This window comes from Pseudonocardia kunmingensis (assembly GCF_006716445.1).
GTDB classification, from domain to species: domain Bacteria; phylum Actinomycetota; class Actinomycetes; order Mycobacteriales; family Pseudonocardiaceae; genus Pseudonocardia; species Pseudonocardia kunmingensis.
This window is the reverse complement of the sequence record NZ_VFPA01000003.1, coordinates 381799-401862: the sequence shown is the minus strand read 5'-3', so window position 1 is coordinate 401862 and position 20064 is coordinate 381799. Positions and strand designations below refer to the sequence as shown.

Sequence of the window (20064 nt, the reverse complement as noted above, 5' to 3'; positions counted from 1 at the left end):
GCTCACCGTGCCGCGCCGGCGTGCACGGATCCGAGGATCGCGACAGCCGACGCCGCACCGCCTTCCTCACGGGCGAGGGCGCCGAGGCGTTCGGCGTTCCGGGCCATCGTCGGGTCGTGCGTCGCCGTGCGGGTCGCGGCGCCGGCCATGCTGCCGAAGCCGATGCAGATCGGCGGTTCGCCCGCCTCGAGGAAGGCGGTCCAGCGCGGCGTCCGCGATCCCGCCGAACGGACGCAGCAGCAGCTTGTCGACCGGTAGGACGCCCGGTTCAGCGCGCGGGCAGTGGCAGGGCCGGCATCGGGTTGCGGAAGTCAGGGGTCGGCACCCAGACCGGCTGGCCGTGCGCCAGTACCAGCACCCTCATCCCGGCTGCCGCTCGGCCTGGACCGCGACCGTGCCCGCGGCGCCGTCCACCGTGACGAGCTGACCGGTCTCGATCAGCTGGGTCGCGTCCGGCACGCAGATGACCGCCGGGATGCCGTACTCGCGCGCGACCGTGGGGCCGTGGGCCATCGGCGATCCGGTCTCGGTGACAAGGCCCGCCGCGGTCAGGAACAGCGGCGTCCAGCCGGGGTCGGTGGTCGGGGCGACGAGGATCTCGCCCGGCTCCACGCGGGCGTTCGCCGGGTCGAGGATCACCCGGGCCCGTCCGGTGGCGGTGCCCGCCGCGGCCGCCAGGCCGGTCAGCGTGCCGTCGGAGGCCGGGGCGCGAGGCACGAGAGTCTCCGGGTCGGTGCCGTCGGACAGCAGCAGTCCCGGGACGCGGCGTCGGCGCATCTCCCGCGCGTACTCGGCCCGGCGCTCGATCACCAGCGCACGCATGTCGGCGCCGTCGACGGCGGCGAAGGCCTCGCGGAAGTTGAGGAACATGATGTCGTCGGCGCGCTCCAGCAACCCGCGCTCGGTGAGTTCGGCGCCGGCGGCGAGCAGTTGCTCGCGCATCGCGGCGAACGTGTAGAGCCAGGCGAACTTGGGCAGCTCGCGCAGCCCGGCGATCGCACGGGCCCGGCGCAGCAGCACGCCTGCGAGCCGCGCCCGGACCGGGCGGGTGCGGCGGCCCCTGCGGACCAGCTCGTCGATCTTCGCCTCCGCCTCCCCGGCTGCCCGGGCGAAGCGCCGGTCCGGTGCCTGATCCGGGTCGGTGACCCGCAGGTAGCCCGCGATCGCCGCGAACACCGGCGCCGGGTCCTCGGCCCAGCGGGGCACGCCGACGTCGATCTCGGCCGCACCGCGGTGCCCGTAGCGCTGCAGGAACCCGCCGAGCCCGATCTCGGGCAGCTCCCCGGCGAGGTAGCGGGCGGCGAGCTCGGGCGGCGGCGTGTGCAGCAGCAGGTCGCGGTGCTCGGCCGCGGCCGTCGCCAGCTGCCACAGGGCCAGGTCCATCTCGGTGGTCACGTTGTGCGGCATCCCGCGCAGCGTCTCGTCGACCTCGCTCTCGGTGGCGATGCCCCCGAGCAGGGCGACCGCGCCCACCCGGGTGAACAGGGCGGCCCAGATCGGCGGCAGCATCTCCCGCATCCCGGGGCCGAGGAACACCCGCATCGTCGTCATCGCGAAGCGCAGCCGGTCGTTCGTGCTCGTCAGGGCCTCCGGCGGCCGCGATCGCCGCCGTATCGCCGCCGTGGCGCGTATCGCCCGCTCGCGGGCCCGGACCGGTGCGACGGCGGCGCCGACGAACCCGGCGAGCATGCCCGGCGCCAGCCGGAGCGCCGCGGGGAGCACGGTCCGCAGCCGGTAGGGCCGGCCGGGCACGGGGGCGAACCGCGGGTCGTCCAGGACCCACCGCATCGCGCCGGAGACGCGCGGTCCGTAGAGCTCCATGCTTCCGGGCAGCCGCGAGCGGAACGCCTTCGAGCGGGCGAAGGCGGTGAGGTCGAGGTACATGCGCCCGGCCACGTCGATCAGCCCGGGGTGACCGATGAACGGATCGGCCGGGACGCCCACGGTCTCCAGGTAGTCGGCCATGGCGGCCCGCATGGCCGCCATCCCCATCGGGGTGAAGGGGCGCAGCATGCCCTGCATGTGGCCGCCCTCCATGTAGACCCGCGGGCCCGGGCGGTCCGATCGAGGCAGCGGGAACAAGGTGGTGATCGGGCGGGACTGGAGCAGCCACAGCGTCTCGTCGCGGTCGAAGGCCCACTCGACGTCCTGGGGCGCGCCTGCGCTGCGCTGCAGCCGCTCGCCCGCGGCGCGCAGCTGCGACAGCCGGGCCGCGTCGAGGCAGCCGCCTGCCGGCATGAGCGGCTCCCGTCCGTTGACGACATAGTGGTCGGCGGGGGCGCTGCCGTCGACGACCACGTCCCCGAGACCGGCCACGGCGTCGACGACCATCTCGGTCCGGCACCCCGTGATGGGGTTGGCGGTGAACAGCACGCCTGCGGCGGCCGGGTCGACCATGCGCTGCACCACCACGGCCATCCGCACCGAGCCCTCCGCGATCCCGGCGGCCTCGCGGTACGCGCGTGCGCGCGGCTCGTCGAGCGAACCCCAGCACCGCCGCACCGCGTCGACCAGCTCGTCGGCGCCGCGGACGTTCAGCAGCGTCTCGTGCTGGCCCGCGAAGCTGGCGTCCGGCAGGTCCTCCGCCGTGGCGCTGGAACGGACTGCGACCGGCCCCGCACCCAGCTGCTCGTAGGCCTGCACGATCTCGCGGCGCAGGTCCTCGTCGAGCACCCCGGACGCCGCGAGCGCACGGTCGTGCGCGGCGGCCGTGACGCAGAAGCCCGCGGGCACCCGCTCGCCCGCCCTGATCATCCGGCCCAGGCCGGCGGCCTTGCCGCCGACGAGCTCGACATCGTCGGCCACGGCGAGCTCGACGACCGCGGTGGCGCGCTCGCCGCTCATCGGACCGACTCGCGCGCGGGCCGGCACTCCTGCCGGTGGCGGTCGGGGTAGCGCGCCGACACCTCACGGCACGCGAGCAGGTCGGACGAGGTGGCTTCCACGGGTGTGCTCCATCCGGACGCGCCGACAGGACGCCGACCAGACTTCCCGGCACACCGGAAATGACGGTACTCAGGCCGCTGTCCCTGTCAACGGCCCTGTCCCGCACCGCCCGTCCGAGCAGCCGCGCCGCCGGGTGCACCGGCGCCGCAGCGGGTATGCCCGGGAAGGCGCGCCAGCGCGAGGACCGGATCGAGGAGGGTCACGGGTGACGGTGACCAGGGGGCAGGCGGACGACGCGACCCCGTACGGCGATGCGGGGCGTGGTGATCAGGGCGGCGGGCGCCGGGAGCGGGTCGTCGTCGGGGTCGACGGCACGGCCGCGGGTGTCACGGCGCTGCGCTGGGCGGTCGACTACGCCCGGGGGCGCGGAGCGCGGGTGCTCGCGGTCGCGGTCAGCGAGCCGACGCCGGTGGTGGGCAGCGGAGCGGAGATCGCCGGCGGGCTGGCGGCGCAGAGCATGCTCGACGACGAGCAGTTCACCGCCGCCGCGGAGGCCTGGCTCACCGAGGCGATCACGGCGGTACCGGCCGCCGAGCGGCAGTCGGTGGAGCGGCGGGTGACGCGCGGGGATGCCGTCACCGTGCTGCTGGAGGAGGCCGGCGAGGCCGATCTGCTGGTACTGGGCAACCACGGCCACGGCGTCATCGGCGGTGCGCTCACCGGTTCGGTCGCGCAGCGCTGCGTCCACCACGTGACGTGCCCGCTGGTGCTGGTCCCGGCCCCGCGCGACGAGACCGCCTGACCACGGCGCGGCGCCCGGCTCGTGCCGTCCATCCGGCGATCCGGTCGGGGAGGGCGCTGTGCTTGCGGCTCAGCGCGGGCTTCTCGATCAGGTACCACGACAGCGCCGCAGGGACGACGACGAGGACCAGCCCGACCAGGACGAACAGCGGTGAGGGCGCCGCCGCGAGGCCGGTGAGGCCGAGGAGCTGGAACAGCGGCCAGTGGTAGATGTAGACGCCGTAGGAGAAGTCGGCGCGCATCGACCACGGCCAGGGGAAGCAGGTTCCCGACCAGGCGATGAGGTAGGCGAGTGGGGCCGCGCCGAGCACCCGGTAGTCGTGGAACACGGCCACGCTGCCGAGGAAGACCGCCGCCGCTGCCGCCGCGATGCTGCCGCGCATCGGGATGCGGTCGGCGTAGAGGTGGGCGAGCGAGCCCAGGAGGAACACGAAGAGCAGTCGCAGGACCCGCTCGTTGACCCAGACCGGCAGCCCCGCCTCCTGCAGCGCGGTCAGCACGGCGAGGACCGCGACGATGCCGGCCACCACCCATCGCCGGCGGCGCAGCACGCCGAGGACGCCGAGTGCGGCGACGACGGTGTAGCAGAACGCTTCGAAGAACAGCGTCCACAGCGCGCCGTTGAAGCTCAGCTCGCGGGGGCGGTCGACGAGGATGCCGGCGATGTCGTACTGCACGATCAGCAGCCCCGCGTTGGCGAGCACGTAGCGGATCGCGGACGGTTCGCCGGTGAACGGCGTGCCGGCCGGTAGGCCGCGCAGGAGCGCCGCGGCCGGCGCCGCCACCAGCGCTATGACCAGCAGGCAGACCCAGAAGCCGGGCATGATCCGCAGGAACCGGTGCCAGGCGAACCGCGGGAGCGAGGCGAGGTTCAGGTAGCTGCGGGTCACCAGGAAGCCGCTGAGGATGAAGAACCCGTCGAGGCCGAAGTCGCCCAGGGTCGACGCGCCCCACCGGGGCTGCCAGCCGGTGTGGAGCACCAGCCCGTGGCTGACGGCGACGGTCCCGGCGAACAGCAGACGCAGGACGTCGAAGCTGTTGGCGCGCGGATCGAAGGTGTCCCGCAGCGTTCTCATCGTGCTCCTGGGCCGATCGGACGTCGGTGGGCTCACCCCGTCGGGCGGAGCGAGGTCGTCGTGCCGTCCCCGCGTCGTCGCACCTTAACCCTTACGTGGCGGGAGAGTTGATCTCTCTCAGCGCAGCTTCAGCAACCACCGTCGCGGCGATCACATACCCGGCAACTCTTCCCGCTTGTCAAGGTAGGTTCGGGTGGTCGAGCCCCGACGTGCGTGGCTCCGCTCCCGCGCCCCTCCTCGGAAGAAGCGATGCCCCGCCCTGCTCTGCGCACGCTCCGTGCCACCCGCCCCGCCTGGCTCAGCTCACCCCGCCTGCTGCGGACCGAGGTGCTCGCCGGCCTCGTCGTCGCGCTCGCCCTGATCCCCGAGGCGATCGCGTTCTCGATCATCGCCGGCGTCGACCCCCGGGTCGGCCTGTTCGCCTCGTTCACCATGGCGGTGACCATCGCGATGACCGGCGGGCGCCCGGCCATGATCAGCGCGGCCACGGGGGCGGTCGCGCTCGTCGTCGCCCCGCTCGCGCGCGAACACGGCGTCGACCACCTGGTCGCGGCCGTCGTGCTCGGCGGGGTGTTCCAGGTCGTGCTCGCCGCGGCGGGCGTCGCGAGGCTCATGCGCTTCCTGCCCCGCAGCGTCATGGTCGGGTTCGTCAACGCGCTCGCGATCCTGATCTTCCTCTCCCAGGTCCCCCACCTCGTGGGCGTGCCGTGGGCGGTGTACGCGCTGCTGGCCGTGGGTCTGGTCGTGATCGTCGGGTTCCCGCGGCTGACCCGGGTGGTGCCCGCCCCGCTGGTGGCGATCACCGGCCTGACCCTCTTCACCGTGTTCGCCGGGGTGGCCGTGCCGACGGTGGGCGACCAGGGCGCGCTGCCGGACAGCCTGCCCGTGCTCGCGCTGCCCGCGGTGCCGCTGACCTGGGCGACGCTGAGCACCATCGCCCCGTACGCGCTGGCACTGGCCCTGGTCGGGCTGATCGAGTCCCTGATGACCGCGAAGCTGGTGGACGACATCACCGACACGCGTTCGAACAAGACCCGCGAGTCGTGGGGCCAGGGGGTCGCCAACATCGTCACCGGGTTCTTCGGCGGCATGGGCGGCTGCGCGATGATCGGCCAGACGATGATCAACGTGAAGGCGTCAGGAGCCCGGACCCGGCTGTCCACGTTCCTCGCCGGTGTCTTCCTGCTCGTGCTGGTCGTCGCGCTGGGCGACCTCGTCGGTCGGATCCCGATGGCCGCGCTCGTCGCCGTGATGGTCATGGTGTCGGTGGGGACGTTCGACTGGCACAGCCTCCGGACGCTGCGGCGCATGCCGAAGAGCGAGACGGCCGTGATGCTCTCGACCGTCGTGGTCACGGTGGCGACGCACAACCTGGCCTACGGCGTCGGCGTCGGCGTCCTCGTCGCGATGGTGCTCTTCGCCCGCCGGGTGGCGCACGTCGTCGAGGTCACCAGCGTGCTCGACCCGGACGGCGCGACGAAGATCTACCGGGTCAGCGGCCAGTTGTTCTTCGCCTCCAGCAACGACCTGGTCTTCCGGTTCGACTACGCCGACGACCCCGACGCGGTCGTGATCGACCTCTCCGCCGCGCACGTCTGGGACGCCTCCACCGTCGCGGCGCTCGACGCCATCACGGCCAAGTACGCATCCCGCGGCAAGACCGCCACGATCACCGGGATGAACGAGCCGAGCAGGGCTCGCCACGCCGCGCTCGCGGGAACCCTCACGGGCTGACGGCGGGTCGGGTCGGGGTCAGGTTCCGGCGCGGCCGCCCGTTCCCGCAGGTCGCGCGGGCCGGATGTCGGCCTCGACGAGGCAGGTGACCCCCGCCGCGCGCGTCTGGATGCACTCGCAGCGCTCCCGCACGCGATCGAGGATCTCGGTGTCCCCGAGCGGGAGGGCGACCTGCAGGTGCGGGCGGGCGGCGACCTCGGGGACGTCCAGCACGGCGTCGACGAGGCGGGCGCGGATGCCGGGAGGCACGCGGCACGTCTCGATGTGCAGCGCCGCCCTGGCGACCACGGGATCCGCCAGGTCGATGGCGGCGGTGGCGAGGAGTCGTCCGCTCGCGTCGTCGATGGCGACCTCGAGCCGTGAACGGTGGGTCATCAGCACGCCTTCGTGTGGAAGGGAGGAGGTGAGGTCGAGGCAGGGCGTTGCAGCGTGGCGGGAAAGCCCGTTCGTGTCGTGGGTCGCCGGCGGTGCGGCGCTCCACCGGCAGACTCGTGACCGGTGGCACGGCCGGCGGCCCGCTCCGGGTTCGTCGGGTGGGGCCGCTGCTCGTCGACGTGCCTCTTCGACCTTGGGTCCTCGCCGGGGCGGCGTCAACGCCCCCGATCGGCTGAACTGCGGTGGGCGGCTCGTCGCCCGTCCGCCGACGGGCGTGCGGGCCGTTTGGGCCGCGACGGGAGGGGGACCCCGCGGACGTGACGACAGGGCGGCCGGAACGGGGCGGTGCTGCTCGAGGTGGCCTCGAGCGGATGTCGGTGCCCCGGTGGATCCTGCTCGGGCTCGGCGCCGTGCTGGTGGTGGCCGGGGTGCTCGAGCTGGTCGGCGACGGGCCGGTGTGGATCTACGTCGTGCACCTGGTGCTCGGCCTCGGGGCGCTGGCGGTCGCGTGGTGGGGCGGCTGGGTGAAGCCGGCCGCGCTCGTGATCGGGCTGGTGTTCCTCGTGCTCTACGTGGTCGAGGCCGCGTCGCCGGACGTGGTCGGCGACAGCCCCGACCCGTCGAGCAACGCATCGCTGATCTTCACCGGTGTGGTCCTGCTCGGGGTGCTGGTGGCGCTCATGACGCCGTCGGGTGCGTCGCGGCGCTAGGCCCTGCAGCTCAGACGGCACCGGTGAGCGCGAGGGCGCCGAGCCCGGTGAGCGCGACGAGTGCCGTGGAGAGCGCGCCGAGGGCCAGGCCGCGGCGACCGGTGCGCAGGAGGGCGCCCAGCCGCACGGCGCTGCCGAGGCCGAAGAGGGCGGCCGCGAACAGCAGCGTCGTGGCGAGCTGGGCGAGCGACAGCACGCCCGGGGGCACCACCCCGCTGGTGCGCAGCAGCATCGTCGCGAGGAAGCCGAGGACGAACAGCGGGACGAGGGGCGGGCGCCTGCCGCCGGTGGTGCCGCGTCGCCGCCGGGCGAGGATGCTGACGCCTGCGACCATCGGCGCGAGCAGCACGACCCGGGTCAGCTTCACGACCACCGCGACCCCGACGGCGGCGGCGCCCGCGGGTGAGGCCGCGGCCACGACCTGGGCGACCTCGTGGACGCTCACGCCCGCCCAGGCCCCGAGGTGTTGCGGGCTCATCCCCATGGAGCTCCCGATCAGCGGGACCAGGGCGATCGCGGCGCTCCCGTAGAGCGTCACCAGCGTGATCGCCGTGGCCACGTCCTCCCGCTCGGTGTCGGTGACGCTGTCCATGGCGGCGATGGCCGAGGCCCCGCAGATGGAGAAGCCGGTCGCGATCATCAGGGCCAGTCCGGGGGAGACGCCGACGAGCCTGCCGAGCAGCAGGGTTCCGGCGAAGGCGAGGAGCACAGTCACGACGACGGCGACCACCGTCGCGGTACCGAGGCCGAGGACGTCGCCCAGACCGAGCTGGAGCCCGAGCAGCACGACCCCGAGCCGGAGGAAGACCGTCGTCGCCCAGCGCAGACCCGCGCGGGTCGACTCCGGCAGGAGCTGCCCGACGAGGACCCCCAGCACCACGGCGGCGGTCAGCGCGCTGACCGCCGGGAGCAGCACGTTCGCCCCGAAGGCGATGGCCGTCCCGACCGCGGCGGCCAGGACGCCCGGCAGGACGGTCCGCGCGCCCTCGCGCATCCGGCTGCCGGTGCCCGTGGTGTCGTCGGTGGCGGTCATGACGACGACGGTCGTCGATCCCGTGCCCGCCCGGTACCGGTCGATCGGACCTGACGTCATAACCCACGGCTATGCCAGGCGGGTGTCGTCATAACCTGGGGACGTGTCCCGGCCACCTGATCTCCCGTCGCTGCAGCTGCTGGTGCTGGTCGCCGACCGGGAGAGCCTGACCGCGGCGGCGGAGGAGGCGGGGATGAGCCAGCCCGCCGCCAGCAAGCGGATGACCGCGCTCGAGCGCAGGCTCGGGGTGCGCCTGCTCGACCGCAGCCGCCGGGGCTCGACGCTGACCGCCGCGGGCGAGCTCGTCACCGGGTGGGCACGGCGGGTGCTCGACGAGCTGAACGTCCTGGTCGAGGGCGTCGAGGTGCTGCGCCAGGAGAGCGAAGCGCACCTGCGCATCGCCGCGAGCCTGACGGTCGCGGAACACCTGCTGCCCGCATGGCTGGGCGAGCTCCGTCGCGCCGAGCCCGACCTGCGCGTCGGGCTGCAGGTCATGAACTCGACGCGGGTCTGCGACCTCGTGCGCGACCGTGCCGTCGAGCTCGGGTTCATCGAGTCGCCGGGCCCGCTGCGGGGGTTGCGGTCGCGGGAGGTCGGCCGGGACCGGCTGGTGCTGGCGGTGGCGCCGACGCACCCGTGGGCACGCCGACGCCGACCGATCGACGTCGCGCAGCTGGCCGGCACGCCGCTGATCAGCCGGGAAGCGGGGTCGGGGACCCGGGAGACCGTGGAGCTGGCGGTCGCCGCGCACGGCGAGCGCCTCGTCCGGCCGCTGCTGGAGCTCGGGTCGAGCGCGGCCATCCGCAGCGCGGCGCTGGCCGGTGCGGGCCCCGCGCTGCTGAGCGAGCTGGTCGTCGCCCCGGACGTCGCCACGCGCGCCCTCGTCGAGGTGCCGATCGCGGGCATCGACCTGTCCCGGAGGCTGCGCGCGGTGTGGCACGCCGGCACCAGCCCCGCCGGCTCCGCCGCGGCCCTGATCGGCCACGCCCTGGTCAGCCGCGCAGGGCGAGGTAGGGCGCGAGGGCCAGCAAGGTGACGACCAAGGCGTTCTTGAGGCTGCGGGTCGGCAGTGCGTGGGCGATCTTCCAGCCGATCAGCACGCCGGCCAGCTCGGGGATGCCGACCAGGGCCGCGAGGGGCCAGTCGATGGCTCCGTGCACCAGGTAGCCGACGGTGCCGACGCAGGCGATGACGATCGACTGGGCCTGGGCGGACGCCAGTGACTCCAGTACCGGGACGCCGAGGGCGACCAGCAGCGGCACCGTGAGCATCGGGCCCCCGATGCCCACGATCCCGGCGGCCACGGCGACGCCGAACCCGATGACGGCCACGAGCGGCGCCGACGGGTGGGCCGCCGGCACGACCCGGGCGCGGTGCTCGCGGTACCACACGAGCCCGGCCACGACCGTCACGAAGGCCCCGAGCACCAGGCCGAAGACCTGCTCGGACACCCCGGAGTTGATCAGCACCCCGAGCGGCGTGCCGAACACGGCCGCCCCGGCGAGGAGCATCGCGCTGCGACGGGTCGCGGGATCGCGCAGCTGGCCGGAGCGGGTGTAGGCGGCGGTGGCCAGCACACCGGTGGCGACGTGGGTGACGATCGCGGTGCCGGCCACCACCGACGGGGACGCGGTGGTGAGGGAGAACAGCGCGATCGTGGGCAGCACCCCGCCGGGGCCCACCGCGGTGATGCCGATCCCCCCGACCAGGCCCGACACCGCCAGCAGGAGCAGCACCGGGACCGTCAGCTCGGCCATCAGCACCGGTGGAGCGTGGCGTGCAGCGCCAGGCGGTCGGCGCGGATGCGGATCGACTCGGCGTCGACCGGACGTCCGTCGCGGAGGCGGGTGAGCCGCTCGATGGCGAACACCGCGGCGCCCGCCGGAACCTCCAGCAGCTCGGCCGTGGCCGGGTCGGCGTTGACCGCGTGGACCGTCACCTCCGCGCTCCCGAGCAGGCAGTCGGCGGTCTCCTCGATCAACGAGAACACGTCCCGCCCGGCCAGGTCCCCGCGCAGGACGCCGCGTCCGACGTCAGCGGTGAGGTAGGTCGAGTCCAGGGACAGCGGGAGGTCGTCCAGCATGCGCAGCCGCTCGATGTGCACCGCGCCCGCGCCCGGTGGCACCTGCAGCCGCTCGGCGATGGCCGGCGGGAGCTCGGTCACGACCCGGGCGGACCGGACGTGGTTGGTGATGGTGCCGTGTCCGGCCAACGTCTCGGCCAGCCCGGCGAGCCGATCCAGGCCGTGGCCGTACTTCGGCAGCACCACGCTGGTGCCGACCCCGCGCCGCCGGGTGACCAAGCCCTCGTCGCGCAGCAGTCGCAGGGCCTCCCGCACCGCGTTCCGCGACGCGTCGAACTGCCTGCCCAGGCTGTGCTCGTCGGGCAGCAGGCCGTCGGCGAACCTGCCTCCGACGACCTGGTGCCGCAGCACGTCGGCGACCTCCCGGGCCCGCTGCGCCCGCGGGCGCGAGGACCCGCGTCCGGGCGGGATCCGGCGCCTGCTGCCGGGGGGATCGGCGGTGTCGTCCACGCCGCCCACGCTAGTCACCCCCGGATTACGCCAGAGTTACGCCACCCGCCCTGACGTGCGCGGACGCGCTGGCAGGGCCGATGCGGGACGGGGCGCCCGTTCCGCCGGGCGGGTCGGTCACCCGGACGACGGCGGGTGCCGCACCCTTGCCCCATGCCCGAGGAGACCGAGTTGATCGGCGGACCGGAGAAGCGCGCGATCCGGATCGTCGCCCACGACCCGGCCTGGCCGACGAGGTTCGCCGCCGAGCGCGCGCGGATCGTGCAGGCGCTGGGGGCCACAGCGCGCCGGGTGGACCACATCGGCTCGACCGCCGTGCCCGGTCTCGCGGCCAAACCGATCATCGACATCGACCTCAGCGTCCCGGACCCGGGCGACGAGCCCTCGTACCTGCCCGCTCTGGAGCGGGCGGGCTACCACCTGCGGGTCCGCCAGCCCGGCCACCGCATGGTCCGCAGCGCCGCCCTCGACGTGCACGTCCACGTCTGCGGCGAGGGGAGTGACTGGGAGCGCAGGCACCTGCTCTTCCGGGACTGGCTCCGCCGCGACGCCGCGGACCGCGCCGCCTACGCCGCGCTCAAGCGCGAGCTCGCCGAGCGGGACTGGGCGGACATGAACGCCTACGCGGAGGCGAAGGGCGGCCTCATCGCGGAGATCACCGTCCGGGCCGAGGAGTGGGCGCAGGCGGTCGGCTGGAGCCCGCGGGTCGGCTGATCACCCGCAGCGTCCGGCGGTCAGCGGAGGGCGGCGTCGAGCGGGATGCGGACGGGCCGGGGCAGGCGGGCCGGGCGTCTCGGCTCGGAACGCCTGTAGCAGGTGGGCGACGAGCCGCCGGGGTCCGCGGCAGGCTCGTCGTGCAGGTCCGCTGACGCGGGCGTCGACGGCGGGTGGTCCATCCGGCACCCTGATCTCGTGGTGAGGACCAGCGGACCGGCTGCCGACGACCTCGGCGACGGCCCACCGGCCACCGCGGACGGGCGGCGACGGCTTCTCGCGCGACGGCACGGCCGGTCCCGACTCCCGTGGAGCCTCCTCGCGGCACTGGTCCTGCTCGCTCCGATCGCGTGCGCGCCTCCCGCCGAGCCGGGTCCCGTCCGGTTCGCGCGGGTCGACCTCCCGGGTGGCGCGGTGCCGCAGGTGCTGGCCGCCGCCGGTGACGACCTGCTGGTCGGGGTGCGGCACGGCGGGCCGGAGCCCCGGCCCGGGATCGTGCGGATCGGTCCGGACGGTGCGTCCACCGCGCTGACCGTCACGCCGACCAGCGGGTACGGCGCCACCGCGTCCTGGTACTCGCTGGACTACGACGGTCGGCAGGTCGTGGGGATCGGCGGCGACCGGGGAGGTGCGCACGGCAACGTGCGGTGGAGCGTGTGGACCGGGTCCGGCACCGCGGTGCAGGAGCAGGGGCAGGCGTTCAGCACCTTCGGCGGGTGGGGAGCCGGCGGTCTGGTCGACTCCGTCCTCACCGCCGGTGGGCCGGTGGTGGTCGGGTCGTGGCAGAGCGCGGACGCGGGGCTCGACGTCGCGTTGTGGAGCGCCGACGGCGCGACGTGGGTCCGGCGCGACTCCACCGGCACGCCCCTGGCCAGCACCCGCGACGCGCTCGGCTTCCCGCTCGACGTCGCCGCGCTGCAGCAGGGGCTGCTCGTCGTCGGCTGGCAGCTGGCCGCCGGAACGGGCGGCTCCGCACCCGTGGCGTGGCGTTCGGCGTCCGGGCAGGAGCCGTGGACCCGGACCCCGCTGCCCGACGCCGGCACGTCCGGCGCCGCCACGGCCGTCCGCTGCGTGGAGTCGACCTGTGCCGTGAGCGGGCGCGTCGACGGCGTCCTCGCCCTGTGGCGCCTCACCGGGGACCGGTGGAGCCGGGTGGCGGACGTGCCGCCGGTGCCGGTGGGGGCGCGCGGCCCGCTCCCGGCGCCGCTGAACCCCGCGGGCCCGCTCGTCCAGGTCGTGCCGGACGGCGCGCGGATCACGATCCTGCGCCTGGACGAGGCCGGCAGCACGCAGCGCCCGGCCGAGGGCCCGACCGGGACGGCGGTCTCCGCCGTCGAGGCCGGCGGATCGCTCTTCCTGCTCGCGGGTGCGAACCAGGAGGAGCTCGAACTGTGGCGGGCCGACGCGAGCGCGCTCCGGCTCCCCACCTGACGAGCGGCACTCTCGTCGGCCCCTAGCCGACGAAGGTGCCGTTCGTCATGCGGATCCCACCTCGTCGGCCGTGAGCGCCGCGCCCCACGCCCCGGCCCAGGGGCCGAGCGTCGCGGGGACGATCGGCGGCACCTGGTGGAACGTCGCGCGTGCCCGCAGCCGTGCGACGGCGGGCTCCAGGATGACGTCGGGCGCCTGTCCCAGCCCGCCCCCGACGACCACGCGCCCGGGGTCGACGGTCGCGAGCATGCCGAGCAGTCCGCGGGCCAGCGCGGTCGTGGCCTCGGCGAGGATCGCCGTGGCCGCGGGGTGGCCGGCCCTGGCGGCGGCCACGAGGTCCTGCGCGGTGAGCGCGTCGAGTTCCCCGGGTGACGCCGAGCCCGATGCCGCGACGACCTCGCGCCACCGCCGCGCCAGGTGCGCGCCCCCGATGAACGTCTCCAGGCAGCCGCGCTGCCCGCACGAGCACGGCCGGCCCTGCTCGTCCTGGCTGATGTGCCCGATCTCGCCGGCCGCGTTGTGCGCGCCGGGCTCCACCACCCCGCGGACGACGTGCGCGCTGCCCACGCCGGTGCCGAGCGCGACGACGTAGGTGTCCTCGTGGCCGCGCCCGGCCCCGAGCACGGCCTCGGCGCGGGCGGCCGCGCGGCCGTCGTGCACCGGTACGACGGCGAAGCCGAGCCGGGTGCGCAGCACGTCGCCGATCGCGACGCCCGCCAGCCAGGGCAGGTTGCTGGAGGTCAGGACGACGCCGCGGTCGTCCACGATGCCGGCCACGGTCACGGCCGCCCCGCGCACGGGCCGGCCGGCGACGAACGCCTCGACGTGCGTGGCGAGCTCCTCGAGCGCATCCCCACCGCGCGGCGTGGGGACGACGGCCTGCGCCATGGGGACGGCCTCCCGCACGCCTGCCGCCGCGAGCAGCAGCTTCGTCGAGGTGCCGCCGTAGTCGATCCCCACTACGTGCTCGGTCACGATCGAACCTCGCGCACCGCGGCCAGCAGCCGGCGGGCGAGCTCGGGGTCGGTGCTCGCGAACCGCCCGGCCTCCGGCGAGGACCCGAGGTGCACGCCGGGCTCGGCGGCGTGCACGCGGCTCGCGGAGCCGTGCACGGCGTCGACGCCGGTGGCGGCGAGCGTCGGCACCGACTCCGGCGTCACACCGCTGCCGGCCATCACCTCGAGCCGGCCCGCGGCGGCGGCGACCATGGAGCGCAGGACGGGCACGCCGTCGGGCGCCGCGGCCGCGCCGCCGGAGGTGAGGACGCGGCGCACACCGGTGCCGACGAGGGCGTCGACGGCGGCGACCGGGTCGGGCAGCGTGTCCACGACCCGGTGCACGGTGACGTCGAGGCCCCCCCCGGCGGCGTCGGCGGCGCGCGCGATGACGTCGAGGTCGAGCACGGGCGTGCCGTCCGCGTCGGTCGTGGTCGCGCCGACGACGATCCCGTCCGCGCCGCGCTCGGCGACGGTCCGGCAGTCGGCCAGCAGCACCGCCAGCTCGTCCTGGTCGTAGGTGAACCCGCCGGTGCGGGGCCGGACGAGGACGTGCACGCCGGGGCCGCCCGCGTCCCGGGCGGCCACCGCGGCGTCGACGAGACCCACCGGCGGGGTCAGCCCGCCCAGGGCCAGCGCGGTGCACAGCTCGATCCGCTCGGGCCGCACCCGGGCCGCGACCCGGATCCCCCGGACGTCCTGGACCGCGAGCTCCAGGGCGAGAGTCATGCCTTCACCGTCGCGAGAAGGGCCGGGTCGGCGTCGAAGGTGTCGAAGGGGAACATCGGCCGCGCGATGCGGGAGTGGCCGAGGCGTTCGAGGTCCTGGTCCACCGGCCCCGGCGTCAGCGCGAGCGTCCAGCCGCGCGCGATGTCGTACAGCGTGGGTTCGAGGTAGCCGATCTTCGTGACGATCGCCTGCGCCGTGGTCGGCTCCAGTCCGAGCGCGCGGAAGTCCTCGACGGCGTGGAACGCCTTGCGGAACTCGGTGACGATCACGCGCAGCCCGCCGACGGCGATCACGGCGATCCGCCCGGCGTGCGGGTCGCCCTCGGTCAGGGAGGCGAGGGTGCCGGTGATGCGGACGGGGCCGCTCACGCGGCTGTCCACGCGGGCACCGGCCTCGACGGAGACCTCGTCGCCGACCGCGTGGGCGGCGAGCTCCTCGACGGCGCCGGCGTCGAAGATCGAGGCGACGTACACCAGCGGCGCGTCCGCCCCGGTGAGCTCCGGCATGGCGAGCAGCCGGGTGAGCGTCCAGGTGACGTCGCCGCTGCCGCCCGCGCCGGGGTTGTCGCCCGAGTCGCTGATCAGGTACGGCGTCTCGGTGGCGGCCAGCGCCTTCGCGACGCCGTCGGCCAGGGTGCCGGGCGGGCCGACGAACGCGAAGTCCGCGCGCACCGACCACAGGTGGCGGGCGATCCCCTCCGCCTCGGCCGCCACCACGTCGGCGTCGGAGCCGGTGACGACCACGCTCGCGTGGCAGCGCGGCTCGTCGGCCCACGCGTAGCCGATCCAGATGGAGGCGTCGAGGACGCCGTCGCGCCGCTCGACGTCGGCGAGCGAGGCGTACAGGCTGCGGGCGGGCTCGACGCGGGTCGAGGTCTTCTCCCCCGGCAGCAGGATCGGCACCTTCACCCATGCGCGGACCGGCCGGACACCCTCGCGCACCTGGGCCACGAGGTTGCGGGCCGCGCGCTCGCGGGTCTCCCAGGCATCCTCGTGCGGGGCGAGCCGGTAGCAGGTGGGCAGGTCGACCAGCTCGAAGAACCGCGGCGAGATGTTGCCGTGCAGGTCCATCGTCGCGCCGACGAGGACGTCGGGCCCGATGACGGCCCGCACGGCCGTGACGAGGTCGCCCTCGGCGTCGCCCATCCCGACCACGCTCATCGCGCCGTGCACGTCGAGGTAGACCGCGTCGAGGCGCACCTGCGCGTGCAGCGCGGCGAGGCCGGCGACGATCCGCTCGCGGTAGTCCTCGTAGACCTGGGTCTCGACGGCGCCGCCGGGGATGGAGCGGGCGTAGAACACGCCCCGCCAGTCAGCGGCGTCGCGCAGCGGGGAACCGGGCGCGAGGAACGGGTAGCGGGCGACGAGCGCGTCGCCGGTGAGGCGGTGGAAGTCCCGGTGGCCTGCGCGGTGGGCGGCGTAGGCCGACGACTCGATCGCCATGCCGGCGATGGCGATGCGGGGCGTGCGTGGCGTGCTCAGGGTCATGCTCCTTGCGGGTGGTCGAGCAGGTCGTCAGCAGGTCACAGCGCGGTGAGGCGCAGTTCGCGTCGGCGGCGCTGCTCGACGGGGTCCAGAGAGGGTGCGGCGGCCACGAGGGCGCGCGAGTAGGGCTCGCGCGGGGCGCCGAGCACGCGGTCGGCGGACCCGTGCTCGACGATCACCCCGCCGCGCATCACGGCCACGCGGTCGGCGATCTCGTGCACGACCGCGAGGTCGTGGCTGATGAACAGGCAGCCGAAGCCGAACTCGGTGTGCACCTCGCGCAGCACGTCGAGGACCTGCTGCTGGACGGAGACGTCCAGCGCGCTGGTCGGCTCGTCGGCGATGAGCAGGCCAGGGCGCAGGGCGAGCGCCCGCGCCAGTGCGACGCGCTGGCGCTGCCCGCCGGACAGCTCGTGGGGGTAGCGGTCGAGGGTGCCGCCGGGCAGCCGCACGGCGTCCAGCAGCGCGGTGACGCGCGTGCGGCGCTCGGCCCGGTTCGGGCGGCCCGCGGCGTCCGGGTGCATCCGGAACGGCTCGGCCACCGACTCGCCGACGGTCATGCGCGGGTCCAGGGAGCCTGCCGGGTCCTGGAACACGATCCCGATCCGCGCCCGGAGCAGACGAGCGCGGCGACCGTGGCCCGTCAGCGCGGATCCCAGCACCGACGCGGAGCCCGCCGCGATCGGCACGAGCCCGACGGCGGCCCGCGCCAGCGTCGACTTGCCCGAACCGGACTCGCCCACAACCCCGACGATCTCCCGGGCGCCGACGACCAGGTCGACGTCCGTGACGGCGCGGAACGCGCGGCGCCCGCGGCCGTAGTCGACGCACACGCCCTCGAGGCGCAGGGCGTCCCCGTCCGCGGGGGCGACCTCGTCGGCCGCCGCGGGCTCGTCAGCGAGCCGGGGCAGCTCGGGCACGGCGGCGAGCAGCCGGGCGGTGTAGTCGTCGGACGGCGCGGTGAGGACCTGCTGCACCGGCCCCTGCTCGACCACCCGCCCCTGGTACATGACGGCGACGTCGTCGGCGATGTCGGCGACCACGCCCATGTTGTGGGTGATGAGGAACAGCGCGGCGCCGCGCTCCTGCACCAGGCGGCGCAGGAGGTCGAGGATCTCGGCCTGCACCGTGACGTCGAGCGCGGTGGTCGGCTCGTCGGCGATGATCACCTCGGGTTCGCAGGCGATCGCGATCGCGATGACGACGCGCTGGCGCTGCCCGCCGGAGAACTCGTGCGGGTAGCGGCCGGCGCGGGCGGCGGCGTCCGGGATGCCCACCTCGGTGAGCAGCTCGACGGCGCGTGCCGCGGCCACGTCCTTGGCCGTGCCGTGGTTGCGCAGCGCCTCGGCCACCTGCGCGCCGACGGTCATGCTCGGGTTGAGCGCCGTGGCCGGTTCCTGGAACACCATGCCGACGCGGGCGCCGCGGACCCGGCGCAGGTCCTCCCCGGTGAGGCCGACGACGTCCGTGCCGCCGACGCTGACCCGGCCGCTGGTCCGGGCGTTGCGCGGCAGCAGCCCGAGCACCGACATCGCGGTGACGCTCTTGCCGGAGCCGGACTCCCCGACGAGCGCGAGGACGCGGCCGCGCGCCACCGCGAGCCGGACGCCGCGGACGGCGGGCACGTCGCCCTCGTCGGTGGTGAAGGTGACGTGCAGGTCGTCGACCTCGAGCGCCGCCGTCGATTCGTCCGCGGTGGCGGAGACGGTCGTCATGCGCGCTTCCCCTTCACGTCGAGCATGTCCCGCAGGCCGTCGCCGATGAAGTTGAAGGCGCAGACGACGGCGACGATGGCCAGGCCGGCCGGGAAGATCAGCCACCACGCGCCGGAGTAGACGAGGCCGACCCCGGAGCTGAGCATCGCGCCCCAGTCGGTGGCGGGCGGCTGCACGCCCATCCCGAGGAAGCTCATGTAGGCGACCAGCAGGATCGCGTCGGCCACCTGGAAGGTGGCGTTGACGACCACCGTGCCGATGGTGTTCGGGACGATGTGGCGCAGCACCGCGCGCCGGTGGGTGCCCCCGCCCGCCCGGACGGCGAGCACGTACTCGCGCGTCTTCAGCGACACCGACTCGGCGCGCACCAGCCGCGCCGGCACCAGCCACGAGACCAGTCCGATGACGAGGATCAGCAGCGGCAGGGTCGGCCGCGTGATGGCCGAGACGACGAGCAGCAGGAAGATCGCGGGGATGGCGATGCCGGCGTCGACCACGCGCATCATCACGGCATCCACCCAGCCGCCGACGTAGCCCGCGGTCGCGCCCCAGAGAGTCCCGATCAAGGTGGCGAGCACTCCCGCGGAGAGGCCGACGAGCAGCGAGATCTGACCGCCCTGCATGAGCCGGCCGAGCACGTCGTAGCCGACCGAGTCGGTGCCGAGCAGGTGGGCGGCCGACGGCGGCTGGTTGGCCTCGGCGAGGTTCGTGTGCACCTGGTCGGTGGGGTGCACGAGCGGGCCGACGACGCTGAACAGCACCAGCAGGGCGAGCACCACGAGGCCGACGACGGCCATCCGGTTCGCGAGGAACCGGCGCAGCGCGCGTCCGCGGGGCACGGGACGGACCTCGCCGTCGAGCGTCGCGGTCACTGCAGGCCTCCTCGGGTGCGCGGGTCGATCGCGGCCTGGAGCAGGTCCGCGAGCAGCGACCCGATGACGGTGGCGATCGCGATGACGAGGACGCAGCCGAGCAGCACCGGGAAGTCCCCGGCCTGGGCCGAGCTCCAGAACAGCAGCCCCATGCCCGGGTAGTTGTAGAGCTGCTCGACGACGAGCGCGCCGCCGAAGATCACCGGGATCTGGTAGCCGAGCATCGCCACGACCGGCGTGAGCGAGTTGCGCAGCACGTGCCGGCGCAGCACCGCGGCCTCGGGCGTGCCCTTGGCGCGCGCGGTGCGGACGTAGTCCTCGGCGAGGCTGTCGATGGTCGACGAGCGCGCGTACCGGCTGAACGTCGCGACGGCGACCAGCGCCCCCGTGAGCACCGGCAGCACGAGCGCGCGCGGCTCGGCGAGGACGCCGAGCACCGTGCGGCCCTGCGGGGCGAGCGCGGGGAACCAGCCCAGCCACTGCGACAGCACGACGATGAGGATCAGCCCGAGGAAGAAGCTGGGCGTGGAGTACAGCACCACGGCGAACGTCGTGGCCGAGTAGTCGAAGCCCGAGCCGCGTCGCGCCGCCTGCCGCACGCCCAGCGGCAGCGCGACCGCCAGCGCCACGACGAGCGACAGCCCGGTGAGCAGCAGCGTCTTGGGCAGCCGCTGCGCGATCGCGTCGGCCACGGGCTGGTTCATCACGAAGGAGTCGCCGAGGTCCCCGCTCAGCAGGCGCCCGAGGAACGCGAGGTACTGCTGGGGCAGGGGCTGGTCGAACCCGTTGGCCGCGTTGAACGCCGCGATCTGCTCGGGGGTGGCGGTCTGCCCGAGGACCCCGCGCGCGGGGCCCCCGGGCAGCGCCTGGAGGAGCAGGAACACCACCACGGTCACGAGCAGGACGACGAGCACGGCCTGACCGGTGCGCCGCAGGACGAAGCGCAGCAGGGGGTTCATGGTCGTGGTGGTCATGG

19 protein-coding genes are annotated in these 20064 nt (G+C 74.9%); 6 read left to right on the top strand and 13 right to left on the bottom strand.

What is annotated here, in order from left to right; genetic code table 11:
- Window positions 1–2 precede the first annotated feature (2 nt).
- Both FB558_RS43395 and FB558_RS24825 read right to left on the bottom strand, forming a co-directional pair.
- Complete coding sequence (locus FB558_RS43395; protein WP_170231517.1) at window positions 3–149, bottom strand: hypothetical protein; 147 nt, start codon at window positions 147–149, stop codon at window positions 3–5.
- 211 nt (window positions 150–360) lie between these two features.
- A complete protein-coding gene (locus FB558_RS24825) occupies window positions 361–2844 on the bottom strand; it encodes a PEP/pyruvate-binding domain-containing protein (protein ID WP_142057348.1) in 2484 nt (827 codons plus the stop codon).
- Window positions 2845–3151: 307 nt separating this feature from the next.
- Between FB558_RS24825 and FB558_RS24820 the strand changes: the two genes are divergently transcribed.
- Window positions 3152–3688 (top strand): universal stress protein, encoded by a 537-nt coding sequence (locus FB558_RS24820; protein ID WP_246106730.1) that lies wholly within the window; start codon window positions 3152–3154, stop codon window positions 3686–3688.
- On the opposite strand, the gene FB558_RS24815 is transcribed toward FB558_RS24820, so the two are convergent.
- On the bottom strand, window positions 3603–4763 hold the full coding sequence (locus tag FB558_RS24815) for an acyltransferase family protein (RefSeq protein WP_142057346.1): 1161 nt from the start codon (window positions 4761–4763) through the stop codon (window positions 3603–3605). The two genes, FB558_RS24820 and FB558_RS24815, sit on opposite strands and share 86 nt — an antisense overlap.
- Before the next feature lie 249 nt (window positions 4764–5012).
- Between FB558_RS24815 and FB558_RS24810 the strand changes: the two genes are divergently transcribed.
- A complete protein-coding gene (locus tag FB558_RS24810) occupies window positions 5013–6497 on the top strand; it encodes a SulP family inorganic anion transporter (protein ID WP_142057344.1) in 1485 nt (494 codons plus the stop codon).
- A gap of 18 nt (window positions 6498–6515) precedes the next feature.
- Here FB558_RS24810 and FB558_RS24805 read toward each other — a convergent pair whose 3' ends face one another.
- A complete protein-coding gene (locus FB558_RS24805) occupies window positions 6516–6872 on the bottom strand; it encodes a hypothetical protein (protein WP_142057342.1) in 357 nt (118 codons plus the stop codon).
- Between the two features lie 371 nt (window positions 6873–7243).
- Between FB558_RS24805 and FB558_RS24800 the strand changes: the two genes are divergently transcribed.
- On the top strand, window positions 7244–7582 hold the full coding sequence (locus FB558_RS24800; protein WP_142057340.1) for a DUF4175 domain-containing protein: 339 nt from the start codon (window positions 7244–7246) through the stop codon (window positions 7580–7582).
- A gap of 10 nt (window positions 7583–7592) precedes the next feature.
- On the opposite strand, the gene FB558_RS24795 is transcribed toward FB558_RS24800, so the two are convergent.
- Complete coding sequence (locus FB558_RS24795; RefSeq protein WP_211366927.1) at window positions 7593–8576, bottom strand: YeiH family protein; 984 nt, start codon at window positions 8574–8576, stop codon at window positions 7593–7595.
- Window positions 8577–8718: 142 nt separating this feature from the next.
- Between FB558_RS24795 and FB558_RS24790 the strand changes: the two genes are divergently transcribed.
- A complete protein-coding gene (locus tag FB558_RS24790; protein WP_142057336.1) occupies window positions 8719–9651 on the top strand; it encodes a LysR family transcriptional regulator in 933 nt (310 codons plus the stop codon).
- Here the strand turns inward: FB558_RS24790 and FB558_RS24785 are convergent.
- Together FB558_RS24785 and FB558_RS24780 are read right to left on the bottom strand one after the other, a co-directional pair.
- Window positions 9608–10372, bottom strand: coding sequence for a sulfite exporter TauE/SafE family protein (locus FB558_RS24785; RefSeq protein ID WP_142059043.1), 765 nt, complete (start codon window positions 10370–10372; stop codon window positions 9608–9610). The genes FB558_RS24790 and FB558_RS24785 overlap by 44 nt on opposite strands.
- Entirely contained in the window at window positions 10372–11148 is a 777-nt protein-coding gene (locus FB558_RS24780; protein ID WP_211366824.1) for a GntR family transcriptional regulator, read from the bottom strand. The genes FB558_RS24785 and FB558_RS24780 overlap by 1 nt, the downstream gene beginning before the upstream one ends.
- Before the next feature lie 153 nt (window positions 11149–11301).
- Between FB558_RS24780 and FB558_RS24775 the strand changes: the two genes are divergently transcribed.
- Window positions 11302–11862 carry a GrpB family protein gene (locus FB558_RS24775; protein WP_142057334.1) on the top strand — a complete coding sequence of 187 codons (561 nt, stop codon included), beginning with the start codon at window positions 11302–11304 and terminating at the stop codon, window positions 11860–11862.
- A gap of 198 nt (window positions 11863–12060) precedes the next feature.
- Window positions 12061–13293 carry a hypothetical protein gene (locus tag FB558_RS24770; protein ID WP_142057332.1) on the top strand — a complete coding sequence of 411 codons (1233 nt, stop codon included), beginning with the start codon at window positions 12061–12063 and terminating at the stop codon, window positions 13291–13293.
- A 45-nt stretch (window positions 13294–13338) separates the two neighbouring features.
- On the opposite strand, the gene FB558_RS24765 is transcribed toward FB558_RS24770, so the two are convergent.
- The 6 genes from FB558_RS24765 to FB558_RS24740 are packed head-to-tail and all read right to left on the bottom strand — an operon-like array spanning window position 13339 to window position 20062.
- Window positions 13339–14268, bottom strand: a complete 930-nt coding sequence (locus tag FB558_RS24765; RefSeq protein ID WP_170231516.1) for an ROK family protein — start codon at window positions 14266–14268, stop codon at window positions 13339–13341.
- Window positions 14265–15017, bottom strand: a complete 753-nt coding sequence (locus FB558_RS24760; protein ID WP_142057330.1) for a copper homeostasis protein CutC — start codon at window positions 15015–15017, stop codon at window positions 14265–14267. The genes FB558_RS24765 and FB558_RS24760 overlap by 4 nt, the downstream gene beginning before the upstream one ends.
- A complete protein-coding gene (locus tag FB558_RS24755; RefSeq protein ID WP_142057328.1) occupies window positions 15014–16504 on the bottom strand; it encodes a M81 family metallopeptidase in 1491 nt (496 codons plus the stop codon). The genes FB558_RS24760 and FB558_RS24755 overlap by 4 nt, the downstream gene beginning before the upstream one ends.
- A gap of 35 nt (window positions 16505–16539) precedes the next feature.
- Complete coding sequence (locus FB558_RS24750) at window positions 16540–18216, bottom strand: dipeptide ABC transporter ATP-binding protein (RefSeq protein ID WP_142057326.1); 1677 nt, start codon at window positions 18214–18216, stop codon at window positions 16540–16542.
- Window positions 18213–19088, bottom strand: a complete 876-nt coding sequence (locus FB558_RS24745) for an ABC transporter permease (RefSeq protein ID WP_246106728.1) — start codon at window positions 19086–19088, stop codon at window positions 18213–18215. Before FB558_RS24745 ends, FB558_RS24750 begins: the two co-directional genes overlap by 4 nt.
- On the bottom strand, window positions 19085–20062 hold the full coding sequence (locus tag FB558_RS24740) for an ABC transporter permease (protein WP_170231515.1): 978 nt from the start codon (window positions 20060–20062) through the stop codon (window positions 19085–19087). Before FB558_RS24740 ends, FB558_RS24745 begins: the two co-directional genes overlap by 4 nt.
- Window positions 20063–20064 lie beyond the last annotated feature (2 nt).

Excerpts from the sequence above, each read along its gene's own strand:
- FB558_RS43395 (WP_170231517.1), bottom strand. The coding sequence starts at position 149 with ATGGCCGGCGCCGCGACCCGCACGGCGACGCACGACCCGACGATGGCC.
- FB558_RS24825 (WP_142057348.1), bottom strand. The coding sequence starts at position 2,844 with ATGAGCGGCGAGCGCGCCACCGCGGTCGTCGAGCTCGCCGTGGCCGAC.
- FB558_RS24815 (WP_142057346.1), bottom strand. The coding sequence starts at position 4,763 with ATGAGAACGCTGCGGGACACCTTCGATCCGCGCGCCAACAGCTTCGAC.
- FB558_RS24810 (WP_142057344.1), top strand. The coding sequence starts at position 5,013 with ATGCCCCGCCCTGCTCTGCGCACGCTCCGTGCCACCCGCCCCGCCTGG.
- FB558_RS24805 (WP_142057342.1), bottom strand. The coding sequence starts at position 6,872 with ATGACCCACCGTTCACGGCTCGAGGTCGCCATCGACGACGCGAGCGGA.
- FB558_RS24800 (WP_142057340.1), top strand. The coding sequence starts at position 7,244 with ATGTCGGTGCCCCGGTGGATCCTGCTCGGGCTCGGCGCCGTGCTGGTG.
- FB558_RS24795 (WP_211366927.1), bottom strand. The coding sequence starts at position 8,576 with ATGCGCGAGGGCGCGCGGACCGTCCTGCCGGGCGTCCTGGCCGCCGCG.
- FB558_RS24785 (WP_142059043.1), bottom strand. The coding sequence starts at position 10,372 with ATGGCCGAGCTGACGGTCCCGGTGCTGCTCCTGCTGGCGGTGTCGGGC.
- FB558_RS24775 (WP_142057334.1), top strand. The coding sequence starts at position 11,302 with ATGCCCGAGGAGACCGAGTTGATCGGCGGACCGGAGAAGCGCGCGATC.
- FB558_RS24760 (WP_142057330.1), bottom strand. The coding sequence starts at position 15,017 with ATGACTCTCGCCCTGGAGCTCGCGGTCCAGGACGTCCGGGGGATCCGG.
- FB558_RS24755 (WP_142057328.1), bottom strand. The coding sequence starts at position 16,504 with ATGACCCTGAGCACGCCACGCACGCCCCGCATCGCCATCGCCGGCATG.
- FB558_RS24750 (WP_142057326.1), bottom strand. The coding sequence starts at position 18,216 with ATGACGACCGTCTCCGCCACCGCGGACGAATCGACGGCGGCGCTCGAG.
- FB558_RS24740 (WP_170231515.1), bottom strand. The coding sequence starts at position 20,062 with ATGACCACCACGACCATGAACCCCCTGCTGCGCTTCGTCCTGCGGCGC.